The organism is Mesorhizobium ciceri biovar biserrulae WSM1271 (assembly GCF_000185905.1).
Taxonomy (GTDB): domain Bacteria; phylum Pseudomonadota; class Alphaproteobacteria; order Rhizobiales; family Rhizobiaceae; genus Mesorhizobium; species Mesorhizobium ciceri.
This window is the reverse complement of record NC_014923.1, coordinates 2,161,033-2,178,670: the sequence shown is the minus strand read 5'-3', so window position 1 is coordinate 2,178,670 and position 17,638 is coordinate 2,161,033. Positions and strand designations below refer to the sequence as shown.

General features: G+C 62.4%; 17 protein-coding genes and 1 tRNA gene. 9 read left to right on the top strand and 9 right to left on the bottom strand.

Annotated features, from left to right (window positions below; translation table 11 throughout):
- Positions 1-42 precede the first annotated feature (42 nt).
- Entirely contained in the window at positions 43-420 is a 378-nt protein-coding gene (locus tag MESCI_RS10395; RefSeq protein WP_013529907.1) for a flagellar export protein FliJ, read from the top strand.
- Positions 421-518: 98 nt separating this feature from the next.
- On the opposite strand, the gene MESCI_RS10390 is transcribed toward MESCI_RS10395, so the two are convergent.
- A complete protein-coding gene (locus tag MESCI_RS10390) occupies positions 519-917 on the bottom strand; it encodes a winged helix-turn-helix transcriptional regulator (RefSeq protein WP_013529906.1) in 399 nt (132 codons plus the stop codon).
- A gap of 90 nt (positions 918-1,007) precedes the next feature.
- Here MESCI_RS10390 and MESCI_RS10385 point away from each other — a divergent pair, with 90 nt between their 5' ends.
- Positions 1,008-1,934, top strand: a complete 927-nt coding sequence (locus tag MESCI_RS10385; RefSeq protein WP_013529905.1) for an NADP-dependent oxidoreductase — start codon at positions 1,008-1,010, stop codon at positions 1,932-1,934.
- 69 nt (positions 1,935-2,003) lie between these two features.
- Here MESCI_RS10385 and sciP read toward each other — a convergent pair whose 3' ends face one another.
- Positions 2,004-2,279, bottom strand: a complete 276-nt coding sequence (sciP, locus tag MESCI_RS10380; protein WP_013529904.1) for a CtrA inhibitor SciP — start codon at positions 2,277-2,279, stop codon at positions 2,004-2,006.
- Positions 2,280-2,568: 289 nt separating this feature from the next.
- Between sciP and mnmA the strand changes: the two genes are divergently transcribed.
- Entirely contained in the window at positions 2,569-3,759 is a 1,191-nt protein-coding gene (gene mnmA, locus MESCI_RS10375) for a tRNA 2-thiouridine(34) synthase MnmA (RefSeq protein ID WP_013529903.1), read from the top strand.
- A gap of 56 nt (positions 3,760-3,815) precedes the next feature.
- Here the strand turns inward: mnmA and MESCI_RS10370 are convergent, their stop codons facing one another.
- Positions 3,816-4,781, bottom strand: coding sequence for a Gfo/Idh/MocA family protein (locus MESCI_RS10370; RefSeq protein WP_013529902.1), 966 nt, complete (start codon positions 4,779-4,781; stop codon positions 3,816-3,818).
- Positions 4,782-5,021: 240 nt separating this feature from the next.
- On the opposite strand from MESCI_RS10370, the gene MESCI_RS10365 reads away from it, so the two are divergent.
- Positions 5,022-5,098: transfer RNA gene (locus MESCI_RS10365), tRNA-Met, on the top strand.
- A gap of 180 nt (positions 5,099-5,278) precedes the next feature.
- Here the strand turns inward: MESCI_RS10365 and fghA are convergent.
- From fghA to MESCI_RS10335, 6 genes are all read right to left on the bottom strand, one after another.
- Complete coding sequence (gene fghA / locus MESCI_RS10360) at positions 5,279-6,124, bottom strand: S-formylglutathione hydrolase (protein WP_013529901.1); 846 nt, start codon at positions 6,122-6,124, stop codon at positions 5,279-5,281.
- 212 nt (positions 6,125-6,336) lie between these two features.
- The gene (locus MESCI_RS10355) at positions 6,337-7,464 is read right to left on the bottom strand and encodes an S-(hydroxymethyl)glutathione dehydrogenase/class III alcohol dehydrogenase (RefSeq protein ID WP_013529900.1); all 1,128 of its coding nucleotides are present in this window, start codon (positions 7,462-7,464) and stop codon (positions 6,337-6,339) included.
- Positions 7,465-7,525: 61 nt separating this feature from the next.
- Complete coding sequence (locus MESCI_RS10350) at positions 7,526-8,176, bottom strand: glutathione S-transferase family protein (protein ID WP_013529899.1); 651 nt, start codon at positions 8,174-8,176, stop codon at positions 7,526-7,528.
- 71 nt (positions 8,177-8,247) lie between these two features.
- Entirely contained in the window at positions 8,248-10,014 is a 1,767-nt protein-coding gene (locus MESCI_RS10345; RefSeq protein WP_013529898.1) for a Rieske 2Fe-2S domain-containing protein, read from the bottom strand.
- Between the two features lie 21 nt (positions 10,015-10,035).
- Positions 10,036-10,929 (bottom strand): aromatic ring-hydroxylating oxygenase subunit alpha, encoded by an 894-nt coding sequence (locus MESCI_RS10340; protein WP_013529897.1) that lies wholly within the window; start codon positions 10,927-10,929, stop codon positions 10,036-10,038.
- Between the two features lie 29 nt (positions 10,930-10,958).
- Entirely contained in the window at positions 10,959-11,816 is an 858-nt protein-coding gene (locus MESCI_RS10335; protein WP_013529896.1) for an aromatic ring-hydroxylating oxygenase subunit alpha, read from the bottom strand.
- A 250-nt stretch (positions 11,817-12,066) separates the two neighbouring features.
- On the opposite strand from MESCI_RS10335, the gene MESCI_RS10330 reads away from it, so the two are divergent.
- From MESCI_RS10330 to MESCI_RS10310, 5 genes are all read left to right on the top strand, one after another.
- The gene (locus tag MESCI_RS10330) at positions 12,067-12,903 is read left to right on the top strand and encodes a GntR family transcriptional regulator (RefSeq protein ID WP_013529895.1); all 837 of its coding nucleotides are present in this window, start codon (positions 12,067-12,069) and stop codon (positions 12,901-12,903) included.
- The gene (locus MESCI_RS10325) at positions 12,900-13,994 is read left to right on the top strand and encodes a BMP family ABC transporter substrate-binding protein (protein ID WP_013529894.1); all 1,095 of its coding nucleotides are present in this window, start codon (positions 12,900-12,902) and stop codon (positions 13,992-13,994) included. Before MESCI_RS10330 ends, MESCI_RS10325 begins: the two co-directional genes overlap by 4 nt.
- 97 nt (positions 13,995-14,091) lie before the next feature.
- On the top strand, positions 14,092-15,639 hold the full coding sequence (locus MESCI_RS10320; RefSeq protein ID WP_013529893.1) for an ABC transporter ATP-binding protein: 1,548 nt from the start codon (positions 14,092-14,094) through the stop codon (positions 15,637-15,639).
- A complete protein-coding gene (locus MESCI_RS10315; protein WP_013529892.1) occupies positions 15,623-16,714 on the top strand; it encodes an ABC transporter permease in 1,092 nt (363 codons plus the stop codon). The genes MESCI_RS10320 and MESCI_RS10315 overlap by 17 nt, the downstream gene beginning before the upstream one ends.
- Complete coding sequence (locus MESCI_RS10310; RefSeq protein ID WP_013529891.1) at positions 16,714-17,634, top strand: ABC transporter permease; 921 nt, start codon at positions 16,714-16,716, stop codon at positions 17,632-17,634. The genes MESCI_RS10315 and MESCI_RS10310 overlap by 1 nt, the downstream gene beginning before the upstream one ends.
- Positions 17,635-17,638 lie beyond the last annotated feature (4 nt).

The following is a 17,638-nucleotide window of genomic DNA, read 5'->3' as shown; positions in this document are numbered from 1 at the left end:
TGGACGATAAGTGCGGGTGTGCGTTTCCGGGAGTACCGAATCATGAAGTCACGTGAAAACCTCGTTCGGCTGAAACAGTTTCAGGTGAATGAGAAGCGGCGGCAGCTGCTGCAGCTCGACATGATGATCGCCGAGTTCGAACGCATGGCCGTCGAGCTGGAGCTTCAGATTACCGCCGAGGAAAAGAAGGCCGGCATCACCGACATCAACCATTTCGCCTATCCGACCTTCGCCAAGGCGGCTCGCCTGCGCCGCGACAATCTCAGGAATTCCCAAAGCGACCTCGCCCAGCAGCGAAGCGCCGCCGAATCATTACTCGGCGAAGCTGAAGCGGAGCTTTCCAAAGCGGAAATGCTGGAATCGCGCGACACGAAGATCCGCGAAGCCGAAGTCGGTGGCCGCAGCGCCATGATCGGCTAAAACCCTGCCCTTGGCGACGTCAACGCTCGCCATCGGGCTGGCGCATTGTCGCGGCTTGCGGCCCGGCGGGAATACGCCCAGAAAAATTGAAAACCGCCCTACGCGGCCCAATCCCCTTCATTCTCGGCAATTGCCCTTGCACGGGCATCCTTGATATCCGGCGCATGCTGCTCCGCCCATGACCTGATCTGGGTAAGCAGTCCCGCCAGGTTCTGACCGAGCTCGGTCAATTCATATTCGACCCGCGGCGGAATGACCGGAAAGATCTCGCGCCGTACCAATCCGTCGCGCTCGAGCACGCGCAGCGTCTGCGTCAGCATCTTCGGCGTGATGCCGTCAAGCTTCCGGGCAAGCTCGCCATTGCGCAGCCGGCCTTTGCGCAGCGCGCAAACCACCAGATAGACCCATTTGCTGGCCAGCATCTCCAGCACCGTGTGCGAAGGACACGTTCGCCGGAACGCGTCATAGCCGAAACCGCAATCATCTTCACTATCCATGAGGTGCGTATGTATCAGAAAGGTACATACTGGACAAGGGACTATTACTATCCAAATGATAGTGGCATCAACCGAGTAGGAGACATCTCAATGCGTGCCGCTATCCAGAATTCCGTCGGCGGACCCGACGTCCTTGTCATCGCCGATCAGCCCGATCCCACGCCAGAGGCCGGCGAAGTGCTGGTCGGTGTCAAGGCCGCGGGCATCAATCCGGTCGATGGCGCCGTCCGTGCCGGCTACTACCCCTTGCTCGGCGAGCCGCCCTTCATCCTGGGTTGGGATATCTCGGGAACTGTCGAAGCACTCGGCGCCGGCGTCACCGGCTTCAAGATCGGCGACGAGGTGTTCGGGATGCCGCGCTTTCCCAAGCAGGCCGCCGCCTATGCCGAGTTGGTTGCCGTACCTGCCGATCAAATCACACTGAAGCCGAAGGGCGCGGGCCACCTCGAGGCAGGCGCCTTGCCGCTGGCCGGCCTCACCGCCTGGCAAGGGCTTGTTGGCCACGGCGGGCTGAAATCGGGGCAGCGCGTATTGGTGCATGCGGGAGCCGGCGGCGTCGGTCATCTGGCGGTGCAGATCGCCAAGGCGCGCGGCGCCCACGTCGTCGCCACGGCCAGCCCGGGCAAGCTCGATTTCGTCCGGAACCTCGGCGCCGACGAGGTCATCGACTACACCAAGGGCGATTTCACCGAACATGTTCGCGACATCGATCTGGTGCTGGATCCAATGGGCGGCGACCACGCCCAACGCTCACTGAAGGTGCTCAAGCGTGGCGGCGTGCTGGTGTCATTGCTTGATGTCAGCAACGACACCAGGGCGCAGGCCAGTGCGCGCGATATTCGGGTCGAGCGTATGTCGGTCGTGCCCGACAGGGAGGGCCTGCTGGAACTGGCTCGGTTGATTGATGCCCACAAGCTCACCGTCCATGTGGCGAAGAGCTTCCCACTGGACCAGGCGGGGGCCGCTCACGCCTTCCTTGCCACCAAGCCGATCGGCAAGGTTGTGCTGTCGCTCTGAGCGGAACGGTGACCGTGAAAAACAGAAGGGCGCGGGGTTAGCCGCGCCCTTCATCTAAATTCGCAATGATCAGTGCCGGTATTGCTGGATGCGTGTCGTGCGCAGCCCGGCAAGGCCGTATTCGTCGATCGACGCCTGCCAGGACAGGAATTCCTCGGTGGTGAGCTTGTAGCGTTGGCATGCCTCGTCCAGGCTCAAAAGCCCGCCGCGCACGGCCGCAACCACTTCCGCCTTACGCCGGATAACCCAGCGACGTGTATTGGTCGGCGGCAGATCGGCAATCGTAAGAGGGCTGCCGTCAGGCCCGATAACATATTTGACTCTCGGTCTAACCAGATCGGTCATCGTACTCTCTACAAAAAACTCAAAGACCCAATCCCCGCCACGTTACCGCCACAGCTTTAAAAATTGCCTAAGCAGACCCTAATGACTAGGTAAGGATCATGAACGCCGCGTTAGTCTTTTCGCCGGCATTTGAAACATCTGCCCGCAAACCCTGATTTGCCGGGGGAAAATGCATCCATTGGCGAAGATCGGCCACAAACGGTGAATCGCCCTGCACGCTGGCGCGCCGGTAAAGCTTGACCTATATTCTCGACATTGGCATTGAGGCGCCGCGCAGAACGAAAGCATCATGAACAGTCTCGATCTTCCCGGACGTCCCGAAAACACCCGCATCGTCGTCGCCATGTCCGGCGGTGTCGATTCATCGGTCGTCGCCGGCCTGCTGAAACGCGAGGGCTACGACGTCGTCGGCGTCACCTTGCAGCTCTACGACCACGGCGCGGCGACGCACCGGGCCGGCTCATGCTGCGCGGGGCAGGACATCGACGATGCCCGCCGTGTCTCCGAGACGCTCGGCATCCCCCATTATGTGCTCGACTACGAGGAACGCTTCCGCAAGGCGGTCATCGATCCCTTCGCCGAAAGCTACGTCGCCGGCGAGACGCCGATCCCGTGCGTTTCCTGCAACCAGACGGTGAAGTTCGCCGACCTCCTGGCCACCGCCAAGGAGCTCGGCGCCGACGCGCTGGCCACCGGCCACTACATCCGTTCCGGCGCCAATGGCGCCCAGCGCGCGCTCTACCGTCCGGTCGACGCCGACCGTGACCAGAGCTACTTCCTGTTCGCCACCACGCAGGCGCAGATCGATTATCTGCGCTTTCCCCTCGGCGGCCTGTCGAAGCCTCAGGTTCGCGCCATCGCCGAGGAGATGGGGCTGGCGGTTGCCGCCAAGCAGGACAGCCAGGACATCTGCTTCGTGCCGCAGGGCAAGTATTCCGACATCATCGCCAAGCTGAAGCCAACTGCGGCCAATCCGGGCGACATCGTCCACATCGACGGCCGCGTGCTCGGCCGCCATGAGGGCATCCTGCGCTACACGATCGGCCAGCGCCGCGGCATCGGCATCGCTTCCGGCGAGCCGCTTTACGTCGTCCATCTCGATGCCGACCGGGCTCGCGTCGTGGTTGGCCCGCGCGAGGCGCTGGAGACGCACAAGATCTATCTGCGCAATATGAACTGGCTGGGCGACGGACCGCTCACAGACGTCCCTGCCGGCGGCCTGGAACTGTTCGCCAAGGTCCGCTCGACGCGGCCGCCGCGCCCGGCCGTGCTGCATCATCGTGCCGGTGCCACATGGGTGGAGCTGGTCGACGGCGAGTCCGGCATCGCGCCGGGCCAGGCCTGCGTGCTCTACTCCGATGACGGCAACGAGGCCCGCGTGTTCGGCGGCGGCTTCATCGAGCGTTCGGAGCGTGGCGCCGAGGCCGAGGCCATGCTGACCCGGCTTGCCGCCCGGCCGGCCCAGATTCCCGCGGAATAAGATTCCCGCGGAATAAGATTCTTGCCGAATAAGTTTCCTGCCGAATAATCCGCGCTTCAGGAATTCGACTTGGTGTGGGTGACCGTGCCGGCGGTCAGGATGCGCAGCACCCTGATCGCTTCCTCGCCGCTGGTACGCGGTTCGGCACGCGTCTCGATGCACTGGATGAAATGCTCCAGCTCGCGCGTCAGCGGCATGCCCTGGGCAACCGCGACATAGGACGGCTCATTGGTGGTGAAGGCCCATTGGCCGCTGTCCTGCCACACCGCGTGGCGGTAGACGGCCAGCTTGCGTTCCCATGGCTCGACGTCGTCGAACACCGCCATTGCCTTGGTGCCGACCACGGTCAGCCGCCGCTCGCGATAGGGATTGAGACGCGAGGTGAAAAGATGGCTGCGCAGGCCGTTGGGGAAGCGCATGTGCAGATGCGCGAAGTCGCTGAGATTGTCGAGCAGGGCGGCCCCCTCGCCGCGCACCTCGATCGGCTCTGTGCCGGTGATCGCCAGGATCATCGACAGATCGTGCGGCGCCAGGTCCCACAGCGCGTCGTTCTCTGTGTGGAACTTGCCGAGGCCGAGCCGGTGAGAGTGGATGTAGCGGACTTCGCCAAGCTCGCCCTTGTCGATCAGCCCCTTCAGCGTCTCGAAGGCGGGGTGGAACCGCAGGACATGGCCAACCATGAAGACGCGGCCATTGTCCTTGGCCGCCTGCACCGCACGCTCGGCATCCGCCACCGTCAGCGCGATCGGCTTTTCCACCAGCACGTCCTTGCCGTTCTCGACGGCACGTACCGCAAGGTCGGCATGGAACTGCGGCGGCAGCGCCATGACGATGGCGTCGATATCGTCACGGACGAACAGCTGGTCCGGCTCGATCGCCAGGCAGTCCTGCTCGCTGGCAAAGCCTTCCGCGCGGGCCCGGTTGGTATCGGAGACCGCGTGCAGCGCGCCGAGCGCCTTGAGAGTGCGGATGTGGTTGCTGCCCCAGTATCCGCAACCGAGGACTGCTATGCGCGGCTTCATCTGTTTCAAACTCTAAAAACTCGTGGCCGAGACATAGCGACGTGCCCCTTCGAACTCAACCCCGGCGGCGACAACCAAATGTCGCCGCGGCAAAGCTTTTCGATAATGACGATAAGCCGGCAAGCCGGTTGCTTCGAAGCTTGACAGGCTCACCTTCCCAACCTTATATCCGCGCGACCTTGGCGAACGCCCCCGACATGCCTTTCGATTTGAGGCGGATTTCGGGCCTTTCGCCGCCCTGGCGGGGTAGCTCAGTTGGTTAGAGCACGGGAATCATAATCCTGGGGTCGGGGGTTCAAGTCCCTCTCCCGCTACCAAAATCCAGTTAACCATTGAAATGGCTAAAAATTTATACGCGTTGGTAGCGCTTCCGGTTGAAATTGTTCAATAATTTCAATGCGGCGCCATCGTGTTCCTCGCCCCGGTAGAGACGAGAAAGAGTAACGCGTTCCTCGCTTGGACGAGGATTAATCCGATTGCATCGCTCGGACCTCGACCTACGCAAGCCGTTCCGCATGCCATCTCAAATGGTCGTCCATGAATGTCGAAATGAAGAAATACGAATGGTCGTATCCGTCCTGCATGCGCAACGTCAGCGGAATGCCGGCTTTGGCGCAGGCCGCCTCCAAAAGCCAGGGTCTCAGCCCGTCATTCAGGAACCCGTCCGATGTTCCCTGATCGACGAGAAATTCCGGGAAGCGGCGCCCGTCTTCAACAAGCGAAGTAGCGTCGTAGGCCCGCCACGAGGCCTCATCCGTGCCGAGATATTTTTCGAAAGCCGGCCTTGACCAGCCGGCAGCGCTTGGCTGCACGATCGGCGCAAATGCCGAGCAACTCCTGAACCGCTGCGGGTTTTTCAAAGCAATCGTCAGCGCGCCGTGTCCGCCCATCGAATGGCCCGTTATGGCTTGGCGCGACATGTCTGCCGGAAAATTAGCGGCGATCAGCGTGGGTAGTTCCTCGACGAGGTAGGAATACATCCGGTAGTTCTTCGCATAACGCTCCTGCGTTGCATCAAGATAAAAGCCGGCGCCGCCGCCAAACTGCCAATTGTCCTTGTCATCAGGGATGTCGGCGCCGCGCGGACTGGTGTCTGGACAGACGACGATCAGGCCAAGTTCGGCGGCCATGCGCCTGTATTCGCCTTTGTCCATGACATTTTGATGGGTGCAGGTCAGTCCCGACAAATACCACACCACGGGGCGAGGCGTTTCCCGGGCCTGTGGAGGCACGAAAACGGCAAACGTCATGTCGCAGCAGCAACTCGTCGACAGGTGCGAATAGATGCCCTGCACTCCGCCATGGGATTTTGCCTGGGAGATGGTCTTCATGGGTTCCGGCATATTCCCTCTCCACGGATTTCAAACGCCAATGGGCCGGTGTCTACGGCATCGACCATGATCGCGGCAACCCGGGCGGATCAGGTGGGGTCGAACCGACCGGCGGCGCGGACATCCGGAATGTCAGTCGCGCCGCCGGCCTAACGCCCGATGTCGGGGAGGCACGGTATTTTGGGAACACAGAGCCTTCGACGCGGGCGTGTCGTGTGAGCCGGTCAGTAAACCACGACGCTGCGAATGCTCTCCCCGGCATGCATGAGATCGAAACCCTTGTTGATGTCCTCGAGCTTGAGCGTGTGGGTGATCATCGGGTCGATCTGGATCTTGCCGTCCATGTACCAGTCGACGATCTTCGGCACATCGGTGCGGCCGCGCGCGCCGCCGAAGGCGGTGCCCATCCAGGTGCGGCCGGTGACCAGCTGGAACGGCCTGGTCGAGATCTCCTGGCCGGCGCCGGCAACGCCGATGACCACCGACTTGCCCCAGCCGCGATGCGAGGCTTCGAGCGCCTGACGCATCACCTTGGTGCTGCCCGTGCAGTCGAATGTGTAGTCGGCGCCGCCGATCTGGTCGGCGCCACGCTTGGTCATGTTGACGAGGTAGGGCACGACATCGCCGTCGATCTCCTTCGGATTGACGAAATGCGTCATGCCGAAGCGCTCGCCCCACTCCTTCTTGTCGTTGTTCAAATCGACGCCGATGATCATGTCGGCGCCGGCAAGCTTCAGGCCCTGGATGACGTTGAGGCCGATGCCGCCGAGGCCGAAGACGACCGCGGTGGCGCCGATCTCGACCTTGGCGGTGTTGATCACGGCACCAATACCGGTGGTGACGCCGCAGCCGATGTAGCAGATCTTGTCGAAGGGCGCGTCCGGATTGACCTTGGCCAGCGCGATCTCGGGCAGCACGGTGAAGTTGGAGAAGGTCGAGCAGCCCATATAGTGAAAGATCTTGTCCTTGCCGATCGAGAAGCGCGACGAACCATCGGGCATAAGGCCCTGGCCCTGCGTGGCGCGGATCGCCGTGCAGAGGTTCGTCTTCCTCGACAGGCAGGACGGGCACTGGCGGCATTCGGGCGTATAGAGCGGGATGACGTGGTCGCCCTTCTTGAGCGAGGTGACACCCTTGCCGACATCGACGACGACGCCGGCACCCTCATGGCCGAGGATGGCCGGAAACAGACCTTCCGGATCGGCGCCCGACAATGTGAATTCGTCGGTGTGGCAAATGCCTGTCGCCTTGATCTCGACCAGCACTTCGCCCTCGCGCGGACCCTCGAGGTCGACCTCCATGATCTCCAGCGGCTTTCCGGCGGCAACAGCGACAGCGGCGCGGGTTTTCATACTTCTTCTCTCCCAAAATTTTCTTTGGCCGAAGCCGTGGCTGCTGCCCTGCGTAGTCAGACTAAGCAGCGATCTTGCCAGGACCGGCGGGGAACACGCCCGACATCACCGTAAACCCCTTGATGCGCTTGACACGGTCGCACCAGCGCCGAATAGCCGGATAGTCCTGGCGCGGAACACCGCCTTCCTCCGACAGGATGATGTAAGGAAAACAGGCGATGTCGGCGATGGTCGGGTGACTGGCCGAACAGATCCAGTTGCGGCCCTGCTGTTCGCCGAACCACAGATGCTCGTCGAGGATACGGAAAAGGCGATGCGCGCCGGCGCGCGCGGCGTCGATATCGAAGTCATAAAACAGCGCATCGTGCAGGCGGGCGGCCGACGCCGTCGAAGTGATACCGTCTGCAAAGGCCAGCCACTGGCTGATCTCGCCCAGCAGAGCGGGATTGTCCCGCGGATACCAGGTGCCCGACGGATCGTATTTCGAGGCGAGATAGACAAGGATCGCTTGGGCGTCGCGCAAGATCAGCCCTTCATCCTCGATCACCGGCAGCTGGCCAAGCGGATTGAGTTTCAGGAACCATTCCGACTTGTGTTCGCGGCCAGGGTAGAAGTCGACCGGCACGGTCTTGTAGTCGATGCCGAGAAAACTCATCTGCAGCCGCAGCTTGTAGCAATTGCCCGACAGTTCGTAGTCGTAAAGCGTGATCATCGGCGGCTCCTAAAGCAATTCCAGGAAACGTGTGTAACGGTTTTCCGTCCGGAATTGCGTAAAACAAACAGTTAGATGTCCAGCACGAGGCGTGCCGATTTGGCGCGCGAAACGCAGGTCATGATCTTGGTTCCGGCCTTCCTCTCGGCATCGTTGAGGTAGACGTCCTGATGGTCCGGTTCGCCCTCGATCAACGTCGCCACGCAAGTGCCGCAGGCGCCTTGCTCGCAAGACGACGGAACATCGATGCCGCTTTCGCGCATGACCTGCATGATCGTCTTGCCCGCCGGCACCTGAAGCGTGACGCAGGAGCGCGCCAGCGCGACCTCGAAGCTCGAACTGTCGTCGATCTTGTTGGTGTTCTTGAAGTACTCGAAATGGACGGCGCTATCCGGCCAGCCCTGCTCGGCCGCGATCTTGCGCGCGGCTTCCAGCATCGGTCCCGGGCCGCAGATGTAGAGATGCATGCCATTGCGATAACCGGCGAGGAGTTGTCGAAGCTCGGCGCCGGTCGCGTCGGGCGAGAGGCCGAGATGCGGCTTCAGCGCATCGCCGAGATGCTTCAGCCGATCGGCAAAGGCGAGGTGTTCCTCGCCTTGCGCGAAATAATGCAGCTCGTGCGCAAGCTCCTGGTTCTTCAGCGCCTGCGCCATGGCGAGCAGCGGCGTGATGCCGATGCCGCCGGCGACGAACAGCGTCTTGATCGCATCGCGGCGCAGCGGGAAGTTGTTGCGTGGCTCGGAAATCGCCAGCACGTCGCCCTCTCGCACCGTCTCATGCATGCATTTCGAGCCACCCTTGGAGTCCCGTTCCAGCTTGACGCCGATGGTGAAGCTGTCGGTTTCACCAGGACCGTTGGTGATCGAATACTGCCTGATCTCGCCATTGGGCATGTGGACGTCGATATGGGCTCCAGGCTGGAACGTCGGCAGGATGCCCTTGATCGGACGAAGCTCGAAGCCCGCGATCCCGTCAGCGGCCTGCCATTTTCTGGCCACGCTGACACGCAGCGCAGCCTTGCGGCCATGCGTGGTCACCTCAGGCATTTCGGCGAGTTCGGCCGAGACCCGTTCGTAGACCGGCTCGAGCGGCGCCGGCGCCGGCGCGTTCGCCACGTCGCGCTCGACCTCGTCGCGCAGCTTGGAAAGCCGCTCATTGTGGTGACGCAGAATGGCAATGCGCGCGGCGCCCTCGGCCTCCTGATCGAGCACGCCGCGGATCACCGAACGGTTGGAATCGACCGGCTGCACGAAGAAAACGCCCTGCGTCTCGGCGCTGCTGGCTCGCGAGCGAAGCGCCACAGCGAAATCCTGGGCGGCTTCGACGAGAATGTCGGCGCCCTCGCCATCGATCGCTCCGTTGGGTTGAAAGCGATAGGCTCTCAGCCTCTCGACGACCTTGTCGGCCGGCGCGTTGACCGCGATGCCGCGCAAGGCGAGGAGCTTGCCTTCGGCGAGGCCGGCAATCTCAGGCACCTCCCCGCGCGGCTCTTCCGAGGACCAGACCAAGCCATAACGTTCGACCGCCGGAAAAGTGCGGTTGGTGATGGTGCGGGCGGGTGCATCGGCCGGATGAGCCGGGATATAGGTGCAGCCAGCGGTGCGGTTCGAATAACGCCAGCCGTGATACTGGCATTTCAGTTCGCGCCCGTCATTGATGCCGATCGACAGCCTGACGCCGCGATGCAGGCAGCGGTTCTCCCAGATGTTGACGTAACCGTCATCGGCCCGCCACACGGCGAATTCCCGGCCGAGCAACTGGCCGTGGAAAACGTGGCGAAACGGCAAATCATGGGCAGCGGCGATCGGATGCCACCGGCTTCTGGCTTCTTCCAACATCAATCGTCTCCAAAATGTCTGTCAGGCTGCAGCCGGGATGACCCCGTAGGTCACGCCCTTCTGGCTGAGCCAGCGCCGGTAGGCGATGGCCGACTTGTCAGCGCGGATCGGCGTCTCGGCGCGCGGATCGAGCGGCAGGCGCTTCGGCACCTGGTTTTCCAGGATCGGCTTGTCCTGGCCGAAGATCGTCTGCTGGAAACGCTTGATCACCTTGTCTTCATTGTCTTCGTCGAGCACGCAAAGCAGCATGTGGGCGCGCACATGCTCCTGGTCGACCGGCTGCAGGAAGACGGCGATGACATCGCGCCGGGTCTCGTCGACCGGGCTCGATTTATAGAGCACCGAGCAATAGGGATGCGGCACGCGATAGACGTAGTCGACGTCGGCGCCGCCATCGGACGCCGTCGACGCCATCGGCTGGAAGAAGCGGCAGCGCGTGGCCAGGATCTCGTCGCGATCGACGGAGATCTCGACGTCGTATTCCTTGACTTCGGTATGCGGCTCGACGCCGAGTATGTCGGTATGCACATAGGGGAAGTGGCCCATGTCGAGAAAGTTCTCGATGGCGCGCGGCGCCGAGACGTTGACGCCGAACGTTGCCGCATTGAGCTTGCGGCGGTCCGGCTCTTGATATTCGGGGATCGGGAACAGCTCGGCCGGCGGCGACCCGAGCGAAGTCCAGACATAGCCATAGGCGCTTATTGCAGGCAGCCTGTCGGCGGGTGGAATATGGTCAGCCCTTTGCACATCGGGACGCGAGCGCCAGACGACGGGCTCGCCATCCGCGTCCACCGCAAAGCTGAGGCGCTCCTCGAGCAGAACGGTCTCCTGGACGGCGCCGGGAGCAGCTTCCGCGATGGCGCCCACGGGATGCCAGAGATTGAGGATCACGGGATCAGCGCATTTCGTCATCATGTTATCCCTTCAAATACCCTCGGACGTCATCAGATCTGTGCCGGTATCGCACCATAGGTGACCGCCCTGTCACGCAGCCAGCGCCGATAGGAAACCGAGACGGCATCGGCGCGGATCGGCGTCTCGGCGCGCGGATCGAGCGGCAGGCGCTTGGGGACCTGATTTTCCAGGATCGGCTTGTCCTGCGCGAAGATCAATTGCATGAAACTGCGCACCGTCGCCGCGTCCATGCCCTCCTTGAGGTAGCAGAGATAGGGATGCGCGACGCAGTTCTCCTCGTCGACCGGCTGCACGAACAGCGTGATGACATCCAGCCTCCCCTTCTGGATCGGATTGCTCTTGTAGAGCGCCACCGTATAGGGCCGGATCACCTTGTAGATGTACTCGACGACGAACCCTTCCTTCGCGGTCGGCGACGCGATGGGCTGGTAGAATTTGCATTCGGTCGCCAGCACCTCGTCCTGGGGCGTGATTTCCACCTTGTAAGGCACGACCTCGGTATGCGGCTCCTCGCCGAGCCAGCCTGTGTGGATGAAGGGGAAATGCCCCATGTCGAGAAAATTCTCGACGGCGCGAAGGCCCGACACCTTGACCGCGATCGAGCCGCCGCTGACCAGATGTCGATCCGCCTCGTTGGCCTCGGGGATGTAGATGATGTCGCGCCAGGGTTTGTCCAGACAGGTCCAGACGAAGCCATAGCGCTCGGCGCTCTTCAACACGTCGCCGGTATCGTTGCGAACGACTTCGATCTTGTTTGAATGTTTTCGAACGACGAGATCGACCCCAAGCAGGCGGGTCGAAAAGGGCACATCCTGGCTGAGCGATTCCTGGTCAGCGACGATATGCCAGTCGTTCAGAAGCTCGCGGTCGACGCAATGGGTTGCCATCGGCATCCCTCCCAACTCGGCTAGCCCTTCACCACGAACCTAGCCTGACGTTTCGCAATGACGAAATCACAAGATTGGATACCAATCAATGATTTTTTGTCAGCCAAAATCATTTTTTGTGTTGACAGACTATGATGATTGAATTCCGATATGGAAAACCTGAACCTGGGATATGGCACATCCCGAAGCGTCATGTCTTCATCATGGAAAGCCTGCTGATCATGTCGTCGCAAAGGCGGAGAACCGTGCCTTGAGCAGCCGCTCCCAGACGATCGCGGACACGCTGACCCGCGCCATCATCGACCATCGGCTGGTGCCCGGCTGCAAGCTCGGCGAGCGCGAGCTTGCCGAGATATTCGATGTCAGCCGCATCGTGGTGCGTCAGGCCCTGATACGGCTCGCCGATGACGGGCTGGCACAGATCGAGCGCAACCGCGGCGCCTTCGTCGCCAGGCCAAGCATGCAGGAGGCAATGGAGATTTACGACGCGCTGACCCTTGTCGAACAGGGGGTGGCGGCCCAGCTCAGCGATCGCCTTGGCCCCGCCGGATGGGCCGAGCTGCGCCAGCATGTCGAACGCCAGCGCCAGGCAGTCGCCGCCGGCAACGATGCGCTGGCCGACGTGCTCGGCCAGGAATTCCACACGGTGTTCGTGCGCCTTAGCCGCAACAAGGTGATGCAGGAAATCCATGCCCAGCTCGTGCGCCGCACGACGTTGCTGCGCTCGCTCATTTCAGCCGATTTCGACTATTGCAATCTGCTCGACGATCATTCGAGGGTCGTCGACCTCCTGGAAAAGGGCCGCCTGAAACAGGCCATGGACCTGATCGACACGCATCACCGCACCGTGGTGCGCGGCTACATCATGGATCGCGAGGTGTTTCCGGAGATGACGCCTGCCGAAGCGCTCGCACCCTATCTCGACGGCAAGGCCGACGGAGCGACGATATCGGCTGGATTGAGGCAGGCAAAACCATCCGGGAATGGCGACGGCGCGGTGCACGCGCACGTCCATCTCCCTAACAAAGACCGGGCATCGACAAGCCGGGCATCAACCAAAAAAACCAACAGAGGGTTACCGACATGAACGACCTGACAAGACGCGGATTCCTGAAATACAGCGGTGCGCTGGGTGCTGCGCTCGGTGCTGGAGGGCTGAGCACGGTCGCCAAGGCTCAAGAGGTGCTCAAGATCGGCGTCGTCTACGTCTCGCCGATCGCCGAAATCGGCTGGACCAAGCAGCACAGCCTTGGCGTCGAGGCGATCAAAGCCGCGTTCGGCGACAAGGCCGAACTCACCGTCATCGACAACATCTTCATGCCGCAGGATGCGGAGCGCATTTTCCGCGAGCTGGCCAGCGCCGGCAACAAACTGATCTTCGGCACCAGCTTTTCGCACGGAACGCCCATGCAGAAAGTGGCGCCGCGGTTCCCCAAGGTGGCTTTCGAACATTGCTCCGGCATCGTCCACCTTGCCAATCTGGGTACCTTTGAAGCCAAATATTACGAGGGCACTTTCGTCGCCGGCGCGGCCGGCGGCTACATGTCGAAATCGGGCAAGATTGGTTTCATCGGCGGCTTTCCGATTCCGGATATCGTCGGCCCGGCCAACGCGCTGCTGCTCGGTGCGCAAAGCGTCAATCCGAACGCCACGTGCAACGCCATCTTCCTCAATTCCTGGTTCGATCCGGGCAAGGAGAAGGAGGCCGCTAAGACGCTGCTTTCGCAAGGCTGCGATGTCATCTGCTCGATGACCGACACGGCGACGGGCGTCCAGGTCGCGGGTGAAGGCGGCGCCTGGTCGATCGGCTACGCCAGCGACATGGCCAAGTTCGCTTCGGGCAAACAGCTGACGTCCTTTGTCCTCGACTGGACCAGCGACTATGTCGGCGCCGCCAAGGCCGTCGCCGCCGGCACCTGGAAGCCGGAAGTGCGCTGGGATGGACTGGCAGCGGGCGTCGTGAAGATGGCGCCCTACAATGACGGCATACCGGCCGACACCAAGGCCAAGCTGAAGCAGCTCGAGGCCGACATCGGCAGCGGCAAGGTGCACCCCTATGGCGGCGAGTTGAAGGACCAGGCCGGCAACCTCAAGGTCGCTGCAGGCTCCGTCCTGGCCGATGACGATGTTCGCGGCATGAACTGGTTCGTCAAAGGCATGATCGGCAAGCTGAGCTGAACGCCATCAAAGAACCAGGGAGGCGCCGAGACCGACCTTCGGCGTCTCCCTGCCTGGTTCCCGTCCAACCTCGCTTCACGCCACGGCAGGACCCGCCATGCATCCGCGTCTAGAACTGCGCAACATCTGCAAGCGCTATCCCGGCGTCGTCGCCAATGACGACGTCTCGCTGTCTATCCAGCCCGGCGAAATCCACGCCGTGCTGGGCGAAAACGGCGCCGGCAAATCGACCCTGATGAAGATCATCTATGGCGCGGCGCAGGCCGATTCCGGCGAGATCTTCTGCGACGGCAATCCGATCGCGGCGCACAACCCGGCGACGTCGCGCGCGCTCGGCATCGAGATGGTCTACCAGCACTTCGCGCTGTTCGAATCCGTTTCAGTGGTCGAGAACATTGCGCTCTCGGCAAGCAGCGCCTTCGATCTGCCCTCGCTTGCCGCCAAGATCCGCGAGCTTTCGCTTCGCTACGGCATGCCGATCGATCCGCATCGCCAGGTGCATGACCTCTCTGTCGGCGAGCGGCAGCGCGTCGAGATCGTGCGCTGCCTGCTGCAGGCGCCCAAGCTTCTGATCCTCGACGAGCCGACTTCCGTGCTGACACCACAGGCGGTGGTCAAGCTGTTCGAGACGCTTCGACAACTCGCCGCTGAAGGCTGCAGCATCGTCTACATCAGCCACAAGCTTGACGAGGTGCAGGAGCTCTGTGACACCGCAACCGTGCTGCGCAACGGCAAGGTCACCGGCACCGCTCGGCCGAAAGAGACGACCTCGCTCGAGCTCGCCCGCATGATGGTCGGCTCGAAGCTGCCGGAAATGCATGTCAGCCCGCCGACCCCGAGCGAGAAGCCAGTGCTTGAGGTCAACAACCTTTCGGTCAAGGCAAGAGACCATTTCGGCGTGGATCTGAAGGACGTCTCCTTCAACGTTCATGGCGGGGAAATCGTCGGCCTGGCGGGAGTGTCCGGAAACGGCCAGGCGGAGCTTATCGCCCTGCTCAGCGGCGAACGCACGCATCACAACAACGACGCGATCAGGATTTGCGGTACCGCTGCCGCTCGCCTTCGTGCCGACGAGCGCCGTAAGCTCGGTCTCGCCTTCGTTCCCGAGGAACGGCTGGGCCGTGGCGCGGTACCGTCGCATACGCTGTGGGAGAACGCGGTTCTGACCGCCCATCGCTTCGGCACCGTCCGCAACGGCCTGGTCGACCGGCGCAAAGCCAGCGCCTTCGCAGCTGGCATCATCGACAGGTTCAAGGTCAAGGCCAACGGTCCGGCTTCGACGGCACAGAGCCTGTCGGGCGGCAATCTGCAGAAATTCATCGTCGGCCGTGAGATCGCGCTCGAGCCGAAGCTTCTGCTTGTCTCCCAGCCGACCTGGGGCGTCGATGTCGGCGCCAGCGCCTTCATCCGCCAGACCATCGTCGACCTCAGCCGCGCCGGCGCGGCGGTGCTCGTCGTCTCCGAAGAACTCGACGAGCTGTTCGAGATTTGTGACCGGCTTCTGGTGATCTGCCAGGGGCGCGTGTCACCGCCGCTGATACGCAAGACGACCGACCGCGAAGAGGTCGGGCTGCTGATGACCGGTCGAACGATGAGCACGGATCAAATGGCAATTGGGAGTGGCGACGTTGCGCTTCAGGATTGAACAAAGGCCGGAGCCTTCGGCAACAATGCGCGTCGCGGCGCCGGTGCTGGCGTCGGTTTTGACGCTGGTCGTCGGCTCGATCTTTTTTGCCTCGCTCGGACACGATCCGCTGCCGACGCTCTACGCCTTCTTTGTCGAGCCGTTGAATTCCCTCAACGGTTTGTCGGAATGGCTGCTCAAGGCTTCGCCGCTGATCCTCATTGCGTGTGGGCTGGCTATCGGCTTCCGCGCCAATGTCTGGAACATCGGCGCCGAGGGCCAGTTCACCATGGGCGCGATTGCGGCGAGCGGCGTCGGTCTTTTCTGGCCGAACCCGGACAGCGTGCTGCTGTTGCCGTTGATGTTCGTTGCCGGCATGGGCGCCGGCATGGCATGGGCGGCGATCCCTGCCTTCCTCCGCGCCCGCATGAACACCAACGAGATCCTGGTCACGCTGATGATGACCTACATCGCGACGCTGTTCCTGTCCTATCTCGTGCATGGACCGTGGCGCGATCCGGCCGGTTTCAACTACCCGCAGACGGCACTTCTGCCGACAGCCGCCCTGTTCGAATCCTTCGACCCGGCCTATCGGCTCAACCCTTCGATCTTCATCACCGTCGTCGCCGTGTTCGTGATGTGGCTGTTCACTGACCGCAGCTTCCTTGGCTACAAGATGTCGGTGAGCGGAGCGGCACCGCTTGCCGCCCGCTATGCCGGCTTTCGCGAATCTGCCGCCGTCTGGATCGGGCTGATGGCGGGTGGTGCGGCCGCCGGCATCGCCGGCATGGCGGAAGCCGCCGGGCCGCTCGGCCAGCTCTCGCCGCAGATTTCGCCCGGCTACGGTTTCGCGGCCATCATCGTCGCCTTCATCGGCCGGCTGAACGCCTTCGGCATCGTGCTTGGCGGGCTGTTGATGTCGCTGCTTTTCCTCGGCGGCGAAGGCGTGCAGATGACGCTGGGCCTGCCCTCGGCGCTGACGCGCATCTTCCAGGGCATCCTTCTGTTCTTCCTGCTCGCCGCCGACTTCTTCATTTTTTATCGCATCCGCCTGATACGGCCGGCCCGAGACACGCACGCGCTGGAGACAGCCTGATGGATTTGATCATCGCCATCTTCACCGGCACCGTCATCGCCGCCACGCCGCTGATATTCGCTGCCCTCGGTGAACTCGTGGTGGAGAAGTCCGGCGTGCTCAACCTTGGCATCGAAGGCATGATGCTGATGGGCGCGGCATTGGCTTTCTGGGCCGTCACAGCGGGCTATCCAATGCCGGTTGCGATCCTTGCCGGCGCCCTGGCAGGTGCCGCCGCCTCGCTGTTGTTCGGCGTTCTGGCACTGACCTTCCTCACCAATCAGTATGCGGCCGGACTGGCGCTGGCCATCTTCGGTTCCGGCGTGTCGGCCTTCCTTGGCCGCGGCTTCGGCAGCGAGCCTATCGAGGCGCTGCGCGGCATCAACGTCCCTGTTCTGTCCGATCTGCCGCTGATCGGTCCGTTGCTCTTCCGCTTCGATCCGATGGTCTACCTGGCTCTGGTGATGTTCGCTGCCATCAGCTGGTTTCTCTACCGCACGAAGGCCGGGCTGATCCTGCGAACGATCGGCGAGTCACCGCAGACATCGCATGCGATCGGCTATCCCGTGATCAGGATCCGCTACATGGCCGTGTTGTTTGGCGGGGCGATGGCTGGCCTGGCGGGCGCCTATCTGTCCGTCGCCTACACACCGCTCTGGGTCGAGAACATGACTGCCGGCAAAGGCTGGATCGCACTGGCGCTGGTGGTTTTCGCCACATGGCGCCCGCTGCGCATCCTGCTTGGCGCCTGGCTGTTCGGCGGCATGACGATCCTCCAACTGCAGGGACAGGCGCTCGGACTGGAAGTGCCGTCCGAACTGCTCTCGGCCCTGCCCTATCTCGCGACAATCATCGTTCTGGTGCTGATCTCGCGAAACCGGCAAATGCTGGCGCTGCACTTCCCGGCTTCGCTAGCAAAGCCTTTCCGTCCGGCGGGTTGAGCAG

Coding starts and splice junctions, on each gene's coding strand:
- MESCI_RS10345 (WP_013529898.1), bottom strand. CDS start 10,014: ATGTTGGAAGAAGCCAGAAGCCGGTGGCATCCGATCGCCGCTGCCCAT.
- sciP (WP_013529904.1), bottom strand. CDS start 2,279: ATGACCGATCTGGTTAGACCGAGAGTCAAATATGTTATCGGGCCTGAC.
- mnmA (WP_013529903.1), top strand. CDS start 2,569: ATGAACAGTCTCGATCTTCCCGGACGTCCCGAAAACACCCGCATCGTC.
- MESCI_RS10320 (WP_013529893.1), top strand. CDS start 14,092: ATGCATCCGCGTCTAGAACTGCGCAACATCTGCAAGCGCTATCCCGGC.
- MESCI_RS10355 (WP_013529900.1), bottom strand. CDS start 7,464: ATGAAAACCCGCGCCGCTGTCGCTGTTGCCGCCGGAAAGCCGCTGGAG.
- MESCI_RS10310 (WP_013529891.1), top strand. CDS start 16,714: ATGGATTTGATCATCGCCATCTTCACCGGCACCGTCATCGCCGCCACG.
- MESCI_RS10370 (WP_013529902.1), bottom strand. CDS start 4,781: ATGAAGCCGCGCATAGCAGTCCTCGGTTGCGGATACTGGGGCAGCAAC.
- MESCI_RS10350 (WP_013529899.1), bottom strand. CDS start 8,176: ATGATCACGCTTTACGACTACGAACTGTCGGGCAATTGCTACAAGCTG.
- MESCI_RS10385 (WP_013529905.1), top strand. CDS start 1,008: ATGCGTGCCGCTATCCAGAATTCCGTCGGCGGACCCGACGTCCTTGTC.
- MESCI_RS10390 (WP_013529906.1), bottom strand. CDS start 917: ATGGATAGTGAAGATGATTGCGGTTTCGGCTATGACGCGTTCCGGCGA.
- MESCI_RS10335 (WP_013529896.1), bottom strand. CDS start 11,816: ATGGCAACCCATTGCGTCGACCGCGAGCTTCTGAACGACTGGCATATC.
- MESCI_RS10395 (WP_013529907.1), top strand. CDS start 43: ATGAAGTCACGTGAAAACCTCGTTCGGCTGAAACAGTTTCAGGTGAAT.
- fghA (WP_013529901.1), bottom strand. CDS start 6,124: ATGCCGGAACCCATGAAGACCATCTCCCAGGCAAAATCCCATGGCGGA.
- MESCI_RS10325 (WP_013529894.1), top strand. CDS start 12,900: ATGAACGACCTGACAAGACGCGGATTCCTGAAATACAGCGGTGCGCTG.
- MESCI_RS10340 (WP_013529897.1), bottom strand. CDS start 10,929: ATGATGACGAAATGCGCTGATCCCGTGATCCTCAATCTCTGGCATCCC.